Raw genomic sequence first — 17072 nt, forward strand, 5'->3', positions numbered from 1 at the left:
AAGATCAAGCGCTTTATAATTTCAGTTTGTTAATCTCGGGCTTAAGCATATCTCATAGCCAAACATCCATGTAAAAATTATGTCGATCATGCATTGAAGCTAAAGATGAAATTCAAGATATAAGCTAAAAAGTCCCAGACTCTAATCCTTGAGGGGCACGCCATTTAAAATGGCTCATTCTTGGTTCATTAATAATGCTCCTTGTGTGAATTACAGACTTATCGTGATAAAATGTAAAGTTAATTTGTTATATCCCATGAGTACAATAAGTGCCAATAACGAGCAACTACACACTTCAAGTCGAATCCTCAGAAAGAACGTACTGTAGTACAGCTAATAATGGTGGCGTTATTGATGTGGGGCGTATGTTGCAGAATAAGCCTTTTTGGCGACAACCTCAGGGTATGACCCTGGAGATGAACAAAACTCTAATAATCAATGATCCAGCTATAGCTTGCTGGGACCATAATCAGTGTATCGTAGCAGCAGAGCGATTTAACGTATTGCAGCAAGAAGGATTTAAAATTTATTTTTATCGAAAAGGTGCCTTCTCTGAACTTAATACATCTTCATTAAAATCCCCCAAATCAATAGTTGATGCAACACCTGTAACTGACCTGCAAATTAGCCAACTTGCTGCAATAAAACTTCGCTTAAGCTATGATCACTTGTTGGTACTCAATCACGAACACCTTGTTGCATTAATGCAGGGTACTGATGATGACTGGTTAAATTTGAACTCTTTTCAGCATATAGATCTTCGAGAAACCAATATAAATACAGCTTCATTAACCACATTACTTAAAACCTTTGGGGATAGGATTAAATCTCTAAACCTGTCTCGTTGTGTCAATCTTAAAGAAGGCACGCTTCCTGGCGACATTGATTTAGTGAGCATGGAAGAGTTAATTATAACTGATGAATTTGATAACAAGTGCACTATCCCGGCTTTAAATCAAGAATACAGCCCAAGAGAAAACAATCTGAGTGCAGACTCTATAAAACATCTACTCCAGTCCACCCGTATCCTTAAAACACTTAAATTAGGTCGAGGCTTTAATCGTATAAGAGATATCATTACTGATTTAGAGTTCCCCTTCCTGGAAAGGATCGATTTATCGAGCTCGAACATCACGAGCATGTCTTTAAACACACTTTTGGCTAAAACGACATGTATTAAAGAGCTTAATTTAAGTGATTGCATGAAACTTGACGATAACCAGTTGTTTGATCACTTGAACACTGGCTTACTGGAAACGCTTGATTTAAGCGGCTCTAATATCACTTGCCATTCTTTAGGCCGGCTTCTGGCTAAGGCGACACAACTTAAAATACTTGATTTAAACTCGTGTTACGGCCTTGACGATGAACCACTACCCAACGACTTCGACCTGTCCGCTCTGGAAACCCTTAATTTAAGCCGCTCTAACATCACCAGCCAGTCATTAGGCAGGCTACTGGCCAAGGTGACAAAACTTACCATACTTGATTTAAGAGGATGCCTACACCTAGAGGATAACTCACTACCTAATCACTTGAACCTTGCCTCGCTGGAAGAGCTTGATTTAAACGGTACTAACATCACTAGCCAGTCTTTAGGCAGGATTTTGTCCAAGGCGACAAAGCTTAAAATACTTGATTTAAGAGATTGTGAGGAGCTTTACAATAACCCACTACCTGAATATTTAGACCTCTCCTCGCTGGAAACCCTTGATTTAGGCGGCACTAACAACATCAGTAGCCAATCTTTAGGCAGGCTTTTAGCCAAGGCGACAAAGCTTAAAATACTTGATTTAAGCGGCTCTGAAGTTACTATCCAATCTTTAGGCACGATTGTTGCCAAGACAACAAAACTTACAAAACTTGATTTGAGTTCTTGTAATATCCTTGTCAAAAACCAACTACCCGTTAACGTTGACCTGTCAGCCCTGGAAACGCTTGATTTGACCCGATCTAGCATTACGAGCCAGTCTTTAGGCATAATTCTTGCCAAGGCGTCACAACTTAAAGTCCTTAATTTAACCAATTGTTATCAGCTTGCCAATAACCCACTACTCCATGATTTAGACCTGTTCAACCTGGAAAATCTTAGTTTAAGCCACTCTAACATGACTAGTCAGACATTAGGCAGGATTCTTGCCAAGACGACACAACTTAAGGTACTGGATTTAACCAATTGTAATAACCTTGACGATACCTCTCTGCCCCATAACTTAGACTTCTCCTCCCTGGAAGAGCTTGATTTAAGAGACTCGAACATTGGTTGCCAATCTTTAGGCAGCATCTTAGCCCAGGCAACCAAGCTTAGAATGCTTGATTTAACACGATGTCCATATCTTGCTGATAACCAAATACCTGATTATTTATCCTTCTCCTCGCTGGAAGAGCTTGATTTAAGTGGATCTAACCTCACTAGCCAGTCGTTAGGCAGAATTCTTGCCAATACAAAAAAACTTACAAAACTTAATTTAAGTGGTTGTGATAATCTTGCCAATAAACAACTACCCAATGACTTAGACCTGCCCACCCTGGAAACGCTTGATTTAACCCGCTCTAGCATCACGAGCCAGTCTTTAGGCAGGATTCTTGCCAAGACAACACAGCTTAAAATCCTTAATTTAACCAATTGTTATAACCTTGACGATAACCAACTAGCCAATGACTTAAACCTATCCTCCCTGGAAACGCTGAATTTAAGTCACTCTAACATCACTTGCCAGTCTTTAGGCAGAATACTTGCCAAGGCGACAAAGCTTAAAGTCCTTAATTTAACCAATTGCAGTAACCTGGGCGATAACCAACTACCTCAAGACTTAAACCTTTCCTCGCTGGAAGAGCTTGATTTAACCGAATCTAAAATCAATTGCCAGTCTTTAGACAGGATTCTTGTCAAGACAACAAAGCTTACAAAACTTAATTTAGGTGATTGTAATAACCTTGCCGATATTCAACTACCCAAAGATCTAGACCTCCTCTCCTTGGAAATGCTTAATTTAAGCGGTTCTAACATCACGGGCCTGTCCTTAGGCAGGCTAATGGCCAAGGCGACAAAGCTTAAAATACTTGATTTAAGAGGATGCCGAAACCTTGATGTTAACCAAATAACCAATGACTTAAATCTGTACGCCTTGAAAAAGCTCGATTTAAGCCGTTCTAAGATCACGAGCCTGTCTCTAGGCAGGATTCTTGCCAGAACTACGAAGCTTAAAATACTTAATTTAAGTGATTGCTCTCACCTTGCCGAGACTCAACTACCCAATAATTTAGACCTGTCTAACTTGGAAAGTCTGAGCCTATCTAACATCACTAGCCAGTCTTTAGTAAGACTTCTAACCAAAACAATGAACCTTAAAAAACTTAAGTTAAAAAATTGTCATAACATTGCCCCTATTCAACTACCCAATGAATTTGACCTCCCCGCGCTGAAAACGTTAAATTTAAACCATTCTAATATGACGAGCCAGTACTTAAACAGGATTCTAGCCAATACAACCAGGCTTAAGAAACTTAAGTTAAAAAATTGTTATAACCTGGCCAATATTCAACTACCCAATGAATTAGACCTTTCCTCGCTGAAAGAGCTTAATTTAGCCGGCTCTAGCATCACGAGCGATCCCTTATACCGGATTCTGGCCAAGACAACAGCTAAGCTTACAAAACTTGAGTTAAAAAACCGTCATAACCTTGATGAATCCGACTTCACGGATAACATGGATCGTGAGCCCCTGGGCCAAATTACTCTTGAAAAGAGCGCTATCTCACCTGATCTGCTAAAAAAAATCAAGGCCAAAGCACTGCATCAAATCACCACTGATTATCCAGGAGAGCTAAGCAGCATACCCACCTCAAGTGATAAAAGTATCAGTAACGTTCGAAGTGCTGACGACACTAAAAGTCTTGATGCAGATACTCAGTTTAATCCCAACTTACAGCTCCACCTGACACGAATCTTTTATGCTAAGGATGAAAAAAATCACCCTTGTCCGACCGAGTACCGACTCGAGGCTTTTAATAAAATTACAGTGAATGACGCCCAGTGTGGGCTCAATAATGCATTTAACTTAAGTAACATTAGTCTTGATGTAAACATTGAAGCACGCAATATTACGCGAAGCCTCGAGGACCTAAAATCGCAACTGACTGAGGAGAATCAATACTACGGCATTCAGAAAATAAACCTCAGTACCACATGGCAATTTCTGGCTTCTCTGGATGCCGAAGAGATCATGACGCATTATCACCTGAGCCATCCCGATGAGGTGGAAATTGGTTATTCAACGCGTGACAATATGTATTGTATACGCAGATCGCCGGACTCAAGCCAGACCAATAATCCAATTACCATTGGGTTCATTCTCAATATACCCCAAAAAAGGAGTCAGGATTCATTTCCTCATGGCATTCAACAAAAGATAGGTGAGTGCAGCGAGTTTACAGCCAAACCTTTAAAAATAACCCAGGATCATCCAACAGGAGCAGACTATCTCTCAGCCCTGCAAGAGCAAAAGGTCGGAGCTTGCCGGCACCGAGCCTTGATATTTAAAGCATGGATGGATGAGCATCACCCCGCTTTTAAAACCCGTATTATTAATAATGACTGCCATAGTTATGTCGAGACCAAACACCAGGAGCACTGGATTACCTGTAATTTAGGGGGCTATCCAGCAGACTTGATGATTGATGAGCCCAAGAAACCTGAACGCATCCCAAAGAAGTATTTTCAACCAGACAATGTAGAGGAAAAATTTCCACTTCAAACACATCTCTACATGCAGCATCTGTTGTCTTCACCAGGTATTAAAAAATTAATTCATGTGTCCAGTTCTCAAAGTCTTAATGGCTTTCGCCATCATCTGCAACAGCAATGTAAGAGTACGTCAAGACCATGCTTCTATATCCATTCGCCACAAGATTTGATTTGCTCCGCGCCTTATATTAAACGAGATGGAACTACAGGCCTAATCAAAAGAGGCCCGGGCGGTCCTTTGCATCAATTTTTAATGGAGCACAGCAAAGACGGCAGTAACCCTGTATTAATTGTGAACTACGACCGCTTTAGTGCCACTGACATCGTGCGCTTTAACGCCTTGCTGGATAAGGAGCGTTTAGCGGATGGCAGTCCTTTACCCGAAAAAGCAACGGTGATTGGTTTAATGAACCCCAATAAACCCGGTGCCTATCATGGCGCTGATTTTCGCTCACGGTTTGCTGCGATTCGTACCAATAAATTGCCTGACGGGAACCTGGTTATTCCACCAGTTACTACAGAAGAACGTAATTTAACACAGGATGCTTACAGTATTAACCTCTATGGTGGTGCTGATTGGGAAGACCGTCTTCTAGGGCATTGGGTCTTGCAGGGGAATACGCTTCAATTCGTTGAAGGCGCATTGCTTGCAGCGCTTAAAAATAAAAATTCAACTATTGAATTAAAAAACGCGCCTTGGGCTAATGAGGCATTTCAATGCTTTTGGCAAGGGGCATTATTGTTTGGCTCCTTTCAAAGTCAAGGGAGACGTTATCAGTTGCCCAAGGATTTTAAGCTCCACAAGAGTGAAGGCTACTCATTCCATAACATGAACATTACGATTAATGAAGACGAGGATATTCCTACCGATGCCCTTGCTTTAAATCGCGGGACGCTGGCTCATTTTTTAAGCCAATATCATTGTGATAATGCAAGAAAAACCATCCAATACGGAGAAGGACTCCTTGCTCTAAATCATAACAACACAGTATCTCTTTATTTAAGCGACTCCCTGAGCTTAAGTTCCTGGGCGCTCTTTTTAGATGCCTGTCAACAACACAAGGTTTCTATTAATCTAACCCTAGCTCCAGGTGTGACGTTACCCAAAGAGCTTGCCATCGACACTAAAAAAAGAACAGCAGCAGCTGGGCTCCCGTGGTCTTCTGAACACCTGCCGGATACAGCTTGCGTACACAGCACCGATATGGACGTCACTTTAGCTACTATGAGTGACGAATCAGCGATCATCATTGACGTGTCCGAAGTATTGCCAGCTAATCTTTTAATGAGGCTTGATGGGACCTTTGATGATAAAACCTTAACCTTTAGTTTTAATGAGCAAGAAGGTGCCTTGTTATCCGCTATTAAGGCCAATAAAAACGTCATTTTAAAAGGACGGATTCAGGAAGATTTACGCCATGCTTTAGCCAATTTTTTATTGCAACGACAACACGACCCAAAACCAAAGGGTCGTTTAATCGTGATATGCGACCAAGCTCATTTATTTCCTATGGTTTCTTCATTTACCCATGAAGTGCGCCTTGATGAAAAAGAGCAACTGTTACTACCTCATCAGTTCTCCAGAGAGCTGATTGCAAAGCACTCTGCTTCTGAACTTCAGGCCATGACACGACATCAAAAACTGCATCCTGATGAACCAGGAGAAAATGCGTGGCAGGGATTAAGAACGATATCCCTCTCTGTCACTCCTGGAGAAGTTGACCTAAACGATGCAGAGCAAGTAGCCGCAGAGTTCGATGAGCAGCGCCTAAACAAAGTGGCTCAGGTTTTAATGCAGTCCCCTTTCGTATTTCTTGCTGGAATGACCGGAGTTGGGAAAACCACGTTCATCCATGAAGTATGGAAGAAAATTCACAGCAGGCTTTATCTTGGAGAAGCAAGTCTACTCGCTTGGGCTAAAGATACAAATTCGGGTATTAAAACCCTATTTATTGATGAAGCCAATATCTCATCTCGGCAATGGAGTGATTTTGAGGGGTTGTTTCATAAACCGCCAAGAATATTAATTGGCAACCAGGTCATAACCCTTAGTGAACAGCATAAGGTCATTTTCGCAGGAAATCCACTGTCCTACGGTGGCGATCGCCAAATCCCTTCCTTGTTTGCACGCCATGGTAACAGCCTTATTTTTGACCCCATGCCCCCTGCTTATTTGTATGTAAAGCTCCTCAAGCCCATTTTAGATAACTCCGAATTAAACAGTAAAGAACTGGCACAATCTATTCTTGAAGCTGCTCAGTACCTCAGCGCTCTTGATAGGACAACAGTATTAATCACCCCACGCGAATTAAGCATGATGGCTTTACTCACCGTAAGCTACTGCAAACAAAATCCTGAATCCGATTCAATTGAAGTGGCTCGATATTATGCCTATAACTTGGCTAAAAACTACGTTCCTGATCACGCTAAACAGGCTTTTCAAATCCGATTCAAGCCCCAAGAGGCACTGCAGCGAAATGCGATTGAAAAGCCTGATAAGCTCCTTATCACCACCACCAATCAGCCCGCTTTTGAGACCCTTTGCGACTTATTGAATTTAAGAGCCTTGCGTCAAATGAAAAGCATTCAACCAGAGGGTGGTCTTGGCGGTCTCATTCTTGAAGGCGAGCCGGGTCTTGGCAAAACAGAACTCGTAGTTAAAACATTGCTCGCTCACGGCCTGGAAAAAGGCAATATCAATGACCAAGCGCTGGATAAACAGGTTTTTTATGTAATGCCGGTAAGCATGGCATTGGCTGAAAAGGAGAAAATGTTATTAAAAGCCTTTCACGAAGGTGCGCCTGTAGTTATTGATGAAATTAATAGCGCTCCTATGATGGAGCGCTTGCTAAATGATTTATTAATGGGAAAAGATCCCAATGGTAATCTCGCCAATAAACCAGGATTTATGGTGATTGGAACCCAAAATCCTCCTACCATGGCTGGCCGCACATCCACCAGTACTGCCCTCGAACATCGAATGCTACAAATCACTCTCACCCAATATCCCAAAAACGAAATGATTGAAATCCTGACTTACAAGGGTTTACCTCAAAATATCAGTCAGGATATGGTAGAGGAATTTCTAAGCCTACAGCAAAAATCACTGCAGGAATCATCCCCAACCCTATGCTTTCGCGATTTACTACAGCGAGCGGAGCAAGAGCTACTTGCTTTATCAAAATTAAGCCAAGCCGTTAGGACCTCAAATAAACTTGAAATAAATATTGATACAAAAGCAGAGGCTATGTGGGATAGCAGCTGTACTCTATTTCGGCCTATGCAATATAGCTCACCTCGCATCACAGATGCTTTTAAACTATCCAGTACTATTGAGGAGTTTTATGGCACCGATTCAGAGGTATCATCACCGTAAGCTATTACTTCCTGACTTTTTTTAATATATGCGAGATCATTTTGTAAGTTTTTATGGATTTAACTCTAATTAGACAAACCCATGGAGCTTATCTTTGTTGCCACTGAATTTAAAATGACAGCTCTTGTTGTATTCGATATAATTCCTGCGTTTTATCCGAACCAGGAAAGTGTCCGGTAAAGACCATTAATATAATTAAATAAGGACCAACGGAATGACAACGTATCAATTTAATCCTCCTCACCCCAAAGCTCTTTTAAACAGCTTGGCACCCAATTGAACTTAGACCATCATTGGCATAAAAGTGCTTTACCAAAATGAAACGGGATCTGGTTCAAATCCTTTCAATAAAGGATAAAATAGACTCCTGCACCGCACTAATGTAGTCTTGAATAAATAAGGAAACGAAGGAATGACAGGCACAACAGGCAATACAACCCAGGAAGAAAAAATGAGTCGGGATTCTTTAAGTGAAAACAGCGAGCACTTATCTAAAAACATCAATCAAATCCTGGTGACCCAACACAATGTAGAGCAAATAAAAAAAAACATAGAGCGACTAATTGAAGCTCAAGCACAAAATCCCAGTCTATTTTCACGTATCTCACAATATTGGGGTACATTACCTTTATGGAAAAAAATTAGTGCTGGAGTTATTTTAATTGCTCCCACATTAATCATTGGTATAGCTGCACAAGTACCTGTGCTACTCACTATCTGTTTTTTTACTTTGTTTACATACAGTTTATTCAGCTATCTTTTTGATAATCATCACAATCAGAATGAGGCGAATGCTCATCGTTTGCAAAAAAGTATTTCATCTCTTGTTGATACTTTAGAAAGCGTAATCGTATCTTTGACGTTGCTACACGAACAGCTAGCGGAACAAATAGAACTTTTCCAACAGGAAAATGAGCATTTAACACTTCAGATAAGTCAATTGACCGAACAAATTGTTACGTTATCCAATCAAACAAAACAATTGATGGAAACGGAACATAACCTGCGCACCACCCAAAAAGAACTGGAGCAATCTTCAAAAACTTTGGAGAGTTCCCTCACGCAACAATCTGAATTACTGCAAAAGAGCCAAAAAAAATTGGTGAAGGTCACCCAGGATTATGAAAAAACTCAATCAGAATTATCTGAAAAAGTTATTGAGTTAAGCCATATCAAAGTAGCCATGAATCTAGCAGTTGAAAAAGCAAAGCATACAGTGGGAACCCTACAAGGTACTGTTGAAATGTTAACCAATAATGTGATTGCAGATGGGGAGCGACGCTCTTCTTTTCAACAAAGATTAAATGATTTTCTAAACAACAAGGAAAAAAGTTTTGACCAGGTAGCAGAACGTATTTGTGACGCGGAACACAAGTTAGCTTTTCTTTCAGAACGGTTAAAGGACTGCAATCTAAGATATCAGGAGTTACTCGATCAACAAGAACATCACGTCGAGCGTTTACAAGGAATTAAAGAACGTCCATTACCTGAACATCAGACTCGAATCCTAAACCAGGCAACGAACCTTAATATTTTGGGCATCTATGCTGTAGATGTCCCTCTTTCACAACCAGATACAGAATTTACTCCCTATAACAAAACTACTCTGGTTCACTAATTTAAAATTCCCCGAAAATAATAAGGATAACCTTGTCTATAAGTAAGGAAGTATCTTCTAACTTTAAAACTTATCAACTACAAATTTAGTAGTTTGAATTGAACCCCGAACGTTATATTTTGAGTTCTTTAAAATGACTATCATCAAGCGTATTGCTGTCTTTTAATTTTATCACAGACTGTTATACCATCTGACAAGAGAATTGAAAAACTCTCTTGTCAGATGGTATATTTATCAAGGCTGTTTAGTAGAACAGAATGGCTCAAGAGGTTGATCTTTCTTATCAGAAAAGGTGTCAATGTATTCAACACGACTTATCAAGTCCTGATTAACTCCCATAATGGCTTTTAAACTTATAACAGCATCAATAACCGCTTGATTTCTCATATCTTTTTCATTAAATGCTGCAGCCCGTTTTAACTGCACAAGAACATTATTAACCGACCTCACCTGGGTACAAAACAAACTACTCCCATAGAAAGTATGATTGACATAATCCTGGAGTAGAGTTTGCGCAAGGATTAATGGATCGTCTAAAGAATTGGTTTGACGTATCAGTTCACAGGAGAGATAACCTGCTATTTTTTTGTGTCCCTCATCTTTTGCAATCTGTAACACACTTTTAACGTAGGTAATGAGTTCATTTTTCCCGTATGAGCCACAAATAAATTGGACAAGTTCAAGATTTCCTTTTCTTGTCGCAGTTTGCAGGGACATACCCATTGCTCTTTGGTCGGGTTGGTATAATTTTTTAAGTTCCTTAAAAATATCTCCTTCGGGAAGAGATGCTGCTCTCATGAATGCATTATTTACTATACTCTGAGAGAGGCTTTTCGCGTGATTCTGAGCAAAAAAACTCTGAACAGGCCCCAACTGCCCAGCTGAAACTAAGGATAATAGCTTATGAGTAATTAGTTTCTGTTGTAGGGGTTGCACTAAGAGGTTATGATTCATTAGTTCCTGTTGTAGGGGTCGCACAATGTCAAATGGATCTTTTAAAGAATTAGTTTGACGTATCAGTTCACTGGAGAGATAACCTGCTATTTCGGTTTGTCCCTCATCTTGTGCAATCTGTAACACACTTTTAACGTAGGTAATGAGTTCATTTTTCCTGTATGAGTCACAAATAAATTGGACAAGTTCAAGATTTCCTTTTCTTGTCGCAATTTGCAGGGACATACCCATCGCTCTTTGGTCGGGTTGGTATAATTTTTTAAGTTCCTTAAAAATGTCTCCTTCGGGAAGAGATGCAGCGATCATGAATACATAATTTATTCTACTCTTAGAGGGTTTGGCCTCGTGTTTCTGAGCAACAAAACTCTGAATAGGCCCCAACTGCCCAGCTAAAACCAAGTCTATGAGCTCATGATTAATTAGTTTCTGTTCAAATTTTGCCAATTTCTCTAGTCTGTCTTTAAAAAGTTCAGCATCAGTCGGTAAACACGCAATGATTTGACGAACTGCATTCACAGCCTTAAGAGATCCTTTCGCCTCTGCGAAGGCTATTTCTAATGTTTCATCAATTACTTTTCTACCTGGTTTACGTGCTGGAGCAACTAAATTGGAAAGAGCTATAACAAATTCCCAATTATTGGTTTTAACTGCTGCTGCTGTTGCTCTAGTAAATGCCTTATCTATAATTTCCTGATCTAGTCGAAGTTCCTTACATAAGTTCACAACAATTTTCCAATGTCTATTCGCCTCGTTTGCTGAAGCTTCCGATGCTGTATTAATTGCCTGGTCCATTACTCCAGGTTCTTGATCATTCATCTGCTTTAATGCAGATAATAAAAATTGATGGGTGCTTACAGCTCTAAGTAATGCTCCGGGGGCAGTAGAATTTTTCTTGGTGGGTGTAAATTCTCGCATGTTGTATCATCTATAAAAATTAAAAGTTGGATTATACACCAAAATGAAAAAATAAAACATTTCTTGTTTATTGTTGGGCCATAATTTTAGTAGTAATCAACAAATTTATGGGTATAGCAGAAGAAATTCATTATTTTATTGCTCTACTATAACACTTGGATTTCAATCAAAATTGCCTAAATCGGACGTAACCTGTTTGTTTTAAAGGCATTTAAAAAGATGATCCTAAACAATATCCAAAGATTTAATTTGCACCTTGTCTTTCTCAAGGGTAGCCCCTATAAATGAGTACTCAGGAATTTCAATCCAGGTTGTTGAATCTTCAGTTAATGGTTCGGATGAAATAATAATACTGTTTTTATTTTTTCCCATTTTCATTTTATATCCTTCGTCATCGAAGCCATAACTCTCACCATGGGTATACCAAAGTGAGTGATAAATCATATGAGGGGATAATAATTGTTTGGCAGAGTAATGCCCATAATTTAGTACAAAGCGTGTTGCTACTATAAATGAGCCATTTGATATAAAAAAGTTAAGTGGCGATGAAAGCGTAATGCTGTGTTTCTTTCGTATGAATACCAATCTGTCGATCAACGAAAGAATACCATCAAAAATATCATTGACACCCAGCACTTTCTTTTCTGGTAACAGGGACAGGAATAAAGCATACATCCATTCGCTATCAGTAGTACCCCTGATCTGTTTTTTAAATTCAGGCTTTGAGTAAGATGCAATTTCATAACGAATATCCTCAAATCCAGCAAGCGAGCCATTATGGGCAAAAGCAATAGTCGTGTTATCAAAAAGAAAAGGATGAACGTTTTCCTTAGATACAACACTTTTATCGCTATACTCTACTCCCCGTATGTGAGCAATAAGGCACCGAGATTTTACTTTCATTGATATACTTTTAAGATTTTCGTCATAAAAAGGGAGGTAGTTACTACGATATAAAAAGGGAAGCTCCGAGCTATAAAAAGAGTCATCCCAAGCAGCCATCCCAAAACCAGCAAGATTTAACATCATATGGGGCATTAATTTAGGATTATAACTCTGGGTTATTAAAGAATTATCAGGATTGTACAATAATTCGTCAATTTTGATTGGTTTTCCTAAATAGGACAGAACGCGACACATGGTTTATTCCTTAACTTGTAATTCCAGTCGTTCATGGGTTAGCCTTACGGTTTGGTTATTTAGATTCAATTGTAACGAAACTACATAACGACAAATCAGATCAAAAAATTTATACCAAAAATGAAGGTTTTCCCTAGCGATTTGTTTGAGATAGTTTGCTGGAATTTCTAACAATACGACCAGATCATTAGTGATGTAATGAAACAACTCGGTATGGTTATCAATTGAAGATATGGGGCAAATCAAGGTGTTTGGACCAAGTACTGCGAATCGGCTTTTTTTTCCCTTGGAGTTTATATTTAATTGAACCGAGCCACTCACAATAAAGTACAAAGAACTATTTGTATCATCCACATGGATTAAACCAGTGTGTTTATTCATCACAATTTGCTTGGCATGCTCCAGTAAATTGCAAAACTCAGTTTTAGAAAAAACTGCAAATACAGATAAACTATATAAATAGTCAAATTCCTTTATAGAATATTCTGATAAAATCAGGTTTTGGTCCTCATGGCCAGCGTTCAAAGCAGATATTGAATGTCTTTCAATAGACTGTTTTTGAATCAGCTGTGAAATTGTTCTGCACATTTGCCCTTGCCTGCTTATAACCTCCTCTATAACAGAACGATTAATTAAATATCTAATCTCAGGTTTAACCAGAAAAAATGCGTCAAAACATTGCTTGCTTATAAAAAAACAACACAAATGCTTTGTAGCGGTAACTGTTGCCGTACAAGGAGAATCATCCAATAAACTTACTTCGCCAAAGAAATCTCCACGTCTGAGTCGTTTCAGTTCATTATTACCTTCCCCGAGCATATTTACTGAAACTTTTGCTTCACCATTGATTAGAACATAAAGACCTGTTCCGGGTTTTCCTTGTCTTAAAATATGCTGGCCAGATTGGTATTCAATGAGTTCTCCATAGGACTCAAGCTCATGTATTTGACTCTCATCAAGATATTTGAAGGGTTTCACTGCATTTATTGCATTTTTGATTTTTCTCTCATCTTTGTGAAACGCCTTGTTCAATACCATGGATTTATGCCCCCTGAAATTAATGACAAGTTGCTGATTAACTCTTTACTGTCTATAACAATTATAGTATTAATTCGTATTGTTTTATAATGTAGGTATGTATATTCTCAGCAGAGCTCGGAATCCAGGCAAAGAAATAACGGATTGATACTGCTCTTATCTCACAGCAACTTTGCTAAAACCGACTTTTTCAAAAAGTTCCATCGTCTGGTTTATTATATAAAATTCTGAACTAATCCTGGGTTCTGTGAACCAGTTTCATTAATTACTTGAAAACAAGGAGTGAGATGATACTCAGACATTGGGGCAGAGTGTCGTAGGTATCCAAACCGTTTTAAAAAAGCTTCTATAAACTGATAGCGTTCATCTTTGCTTAAAGCAACGGTAAAGGCAATCGCTTGGCTTCCGCTTAAAAATGATTCCAATTGAGAAAGTATGGATCTGTCACTTTTTTAACCTATTTTGATTTTCAAGATGAACGTATTCCTACTGTGCAATACAGTATTCAAAATAATTAACCTGTTCTATTCTCTTTTATCAGTGAAACGAGCTCCGGTGGCCCCCGAATGGTAAGTGTATTAAAGACTGTGGCTTGATTCCCAGGCTTTTTATTTATATGAGATAAAATTTTATCAATAACAGTAACATCGAAACTAGGTATACAGGTCCAATGCACTACAATCATTTTAGGCTCAATATCAATCGATTTTGAATCGATTCCATAATGAGTTAATTGATAGTCACGTGTTAAAGTAATCCGCTCTTTATTAAACTGGATGGGTTTTTGATGGATTACCTGAGGATCATAACAAGAAAAGGCATACCCCAAGTCATTTATAAAGAGGGAACTTATAAAAAAAACAATGGATGTAATAATTTTCATATTAAAGGAAGTGCATTATAAAAGTTAATGTAATCAACAATCATAATAGCATGATAACAGCAGCATATTAATAATCCCTTAATAAATTTGATTTATGATACTTTTGCCTGAAGTAAGGTACGCGGAGAATATTCATTATTTTAGATTTATTCTCTGTTTTTAACTTTTAATAATTGCCAAGCCAGATGTCTTGCTAAAGCATTATTAAATCTAGTGAGGGAATGTAACATGCGGAAATTGCTTGTATCAGGGTTATTTGTTCTATTTACACTGCTATCCCCATTAGCTATTGCAGATAGCTATGGCGTTCATGAGGATCACCCATATGATTTTATAATCACCAAAGATGATTATAAGTTTTCTGAGATCTATCAAATTAAATCACCGTTAAAAGAAACGTACCCTGGCTCAGTGAAAAAAAGTTCATTCCGTATTCGCACCAACTATGATTTATCTAATGTAGATGGATGGCAAGCAACAGGCATTACACGAATCATTTCTCTAGGCTCTGTGTATCATTGGGCTAAAGACATTGATATCTATGATACTCGTGGAGTGCAAATTGGTTTGATTGACGGCGATTTAGCCACACTCGAATCAGCAAAATTTAACATTTATGAATATGATGAAGCAGGAAAAGCAACTCAAATTGGTGTTGCCTATGCCAATCCCGAGTTCAATCGATTTGTCATTTTGCCATCAAGCAGCAATCCTCACCCCATCGCAGAAATGAATCGAAACTTTAGCGACAATACCTGGAGTGTCTCAGTTCATTATCCAGAAAAAATTGATGATCGCATCGTCCGAATTTTCGCTGGTTTTGTTGTAGATCACCAGGATAAATTTTTATCCAATGAAGAAGATGTAATCCAGGAATAAAATGTTCAGCAGGTTGGGTCTTAAGGTTGGGTATTGACCCAACCTACGGGGCCGGATCAGTATTCGAGATAATCTCTGATGTCAAAGGAGACTTCTCCCATAAACAATCCAAAGCTTTAGAGGTAGCCGACTCAGTATCTTCATTAGCAAAAATCAATGCTTGCTCCAGAGATATTTCATTTTTAGTAAAGAAGCAATATCGGCCAACTCGGCCACGATGAGTTCGAAAATTACTGTTTGGAGAGTTGAAGATATTCGGAAGCTACTTGAATCAGATTTTGTTTCATTTGAGTGAGAAACAAATTATGAAAGTTAAAAGTATGGAAACAGTACTTAATGGCATTGCAATGACGGAAGGTAATCATATTATTAAAAGAGCCATTACAAATAAGCAGACAATCAATCATGAAGGTTTAAAGGAGGGTCAACCTACAGTTGAAATAATTTCTGCTTCAGATATTAGGCCAGAAAACATCTCTTGGCTTTGGGATGGATGGTTAGCTGCTGGTAAAATTCATATCTTAGGCGGTGCTCCGGGTACAGGGAAAACATCCATTGCTTTATCTCTAGCTAGTATTATTAGCCAGGGAGGGCAATGGCCAGATGGATCGAGCGCACCGCAGGGAAATATTTTAATTTGGAGTGGTGAAGATGATCCTCGGGATACGCTAGTACCGAGATTAACATTAGCCAATGCGGATTTATCACGGATATCATTTATCCAAAATGTTTTTTTGGGCAATAAAAAAAGAGCCTTTGATCCAGCTACCGATCTTATATTCTTAAGACAAACCATAGAAACAAAAGGTAATGTCAGATTATTAATCATTGACCCTATTGTTTCTGCTGTAGCTGGGGACAGTTTGGCGTTTCTTCACTATCTCAGGTTCGAAGCTACTGTCACGGTCACGTGGTGTAGATAACTCAAAGCTTCCTGTGTCCGTCTTTATTGTTTTGGTTAATTTGCCGTTACGTCGATTAAGGAGATTATCTGATTTACAATCTGATAAATGAGAGTCCATTTCCCCCTCTAAGGCCGCTTCAAGGATTTTCTTGATGAGGGGCGTGAGAATACCACCTTTACCTGTTAATGATTGACCTAATTTCAGTTGCTCAATCGCTTCCGCTTGGAATTGACTAAAATCAAAATGTTCTAAATCTATTTCTTTATTATTCATGCTACAGCTCTCCTAATCATAAAATTATATCAATTTTTAGAGAGCTGACACTCTTATTTGAACACTACCAGTATCGTGATGAATAAAATCATTTAAACCTCTTCAAGGATAAGCAAAAACGATAATTTCTTTTCACCATTAGTCCAAAGAATCTTCACCGTGGTTATATTCCGTTTTTACGCTTCATCCCTTTATTATATGTTAAAAATCAATTTGTTACGCATAGATCCTTAAACATGCGAAAGGTGTGTATTCATCTCTTTTTTAGTTTGATATTTTTTCATTTTCTTTATCTCATATTTATTTGATTTCTTTTCAATTTTTAAGTGCATTTTATGTTTGCA

The 17072-nt window shown here is 38.7% G+C and carries 7 protein-coding genes and 2 pseudogenes; 4 read left to right on the forward strand and 5 right to left on the reverse strand.

Going from position 1 to position 17072, the window contains the following annotated elements; translation table 11 throughout:
- Positions 1-269 precede the first annotated feature (269 nt).
- Positions 270-8123: an AAA family ATPase gene (locus tag HRS36_RS05025; protein ID WP_173236470.1), complete on the forward strand. Its 7854-nt coding sequence runs from the start codon at positions 270-272 to the stop codon at positions 8121-8123.
- Positions 8124-8535: 412 nt separating this feature from the next.
- A complete protein-coding gene (locus tag HRS36_RS05030) occupies positions 8536-9741 on the forward strand; it encodes a LegC2/C7 family Dot/Icm T4SS effector (RefSeq protein WP_173236471.1) in 1206 nt (401 codons plus the stop codon).
- 234 nt (positions 9742-9975) lie between these two features.
- On the opposite strand, the gene HRS36_RS05035 is transcribed toward HRS36_RS05030, so the two are convergent.
- The 4 genes and pseudogenes from HRS36_RS05035 to HRS36_RS05050 form a co-directional block, all read right to left on the reverse strand.
- Positions 9976-11610 (reverse strand): hypothetical protein, encoded by a 1635-nt coding sequence (locus tag HRS36_RS05035; RefSeq protein ID WP_173236472.1) that lies wholly within the window; start codon positions 11608-11610, stop codon positions 9976-9978.
- 225 nt (positions 11611-11835) lie between these two features.
- Complete coding sequence (locus HRS36_RS05040) at positions 11836-12699, reverse strand: class II glutamine amidotransferase (RefSeq protein ID WP_226905579.1); 864 nt, start codon at positions 12697-12699, stop codon at positions 11836-11838.
- Between the two features lie 54 nt (positions 12700-12753).
- Positions 12754-13788 (reverse strand): cyclic nucleotide-binding domain-containing protein, encoded by a 1035-nt coding sequence (locus HRS36_RS05045; protein WP_173236474.1) that lies wholly within the window; start codon positions 13786-13788, stop codon positions 12754-12756.
- A 640-nt stretch (positions 13789-14428) separates the two neighbouring features.
- A pseudogene (locus HRS36_RS05050) lies at positions 14429-14671 on the reverse strand (N-acetylmuramoyl-L-alanine amidase); the annotation flags it as partial.
- Between the two features lie 228 nt (positions 14672-14899).
- On the opposite strand from HRS36_RS05050, the gene HRS36_RS05055 reads away from it, so the two are divergent.
- Together HRS36_RS05055 and HRS36_RS05060 are read left to right on the forward strand one after the other, a co-directional pair.
- The gene (locus tag HRS36_RS05055) at positions 14900-15550 is read left to right on the forward strand and encodes a hypothetical protein (RefSeq protein WP_173236475.1); all 651 of its coding nucleotides are present in this window, start codon (positions 14900-14902) and stop codon (positions 15548-15550) included.
- Between the two features lie 347 nt (positions 15551-15897).
- Positions 15898-16473: an AAA family ATPase gene (locus HRS36_RS05060; protein ID WP_173238460.1), complete on the forward strand. Its 576-nt coding sequence runs from the start codon at positions 15898-15900 to the stop codon at positions 16471-16473.
- Here HRS36_RS05060 and HRS36_RS05065 read toward each other — a convergent pair.
- Positions 16411-16728 (reverse strand): annotated as a pseudogene (locus tag HRS36_RS05065) (transposase); the annotation flags it as partial. The gene HRS36_RS05060 and the pseudogene HRS36_RS05065 overlap by 63 nt on opposite strands.
- Between the last annotated feature and the right edge of the window lie 344 nt (positions 16729-17072).

Origin of the sequence: Legionella antarctica (assembly GCF_011764505.1) — a bacterium.
Taxonomy (GTDB): domain Bacteria; phylum Pseudomonadota; class Gammaproteobacteria; order Legionellales; family Legionellaceae; genus Legionella; species Legionella antarctica.

Bases quoted from the DNA above. Each gene is read 5' to 3' on its own strand.
- HRS36_RS05030 (WP_173236471.1), top strand. From the start codon at position 8,536: ATGACAGGCACAACAGGCAATACAACCCAGGAAGAAAAAATGAGTCGG.
- HRS36_RS05035 (WP_173236472.1), bottom strand. From the start codon at position 11,610: ATGCGAGAATTTACACCCACCAAGAAAAATTCTACTGCCCCCGGAGCA.
- HRS36_RS05045 (WP_173236474.1), bottom strand. From the start codon at position 13,788: ATGGTATTGAACAAGGCGTTTCACAAAGATGAGAGAAAAATCAAAAAT.
- HRS36_RS05055 (WP_173236475.1), top strand. From the start codon at position 14,900: ATGCGGAAATTGCTTGTATCAGGGTTATTTGTTCTATTTACACTGCTA.
- HRS36_RS05060 (WP_173238460.1), top strand. From the start codon at position 15,898: ATGACGGAAGGTAATCATATTATTAAAAGAGCCATTACAAATAAGCAG.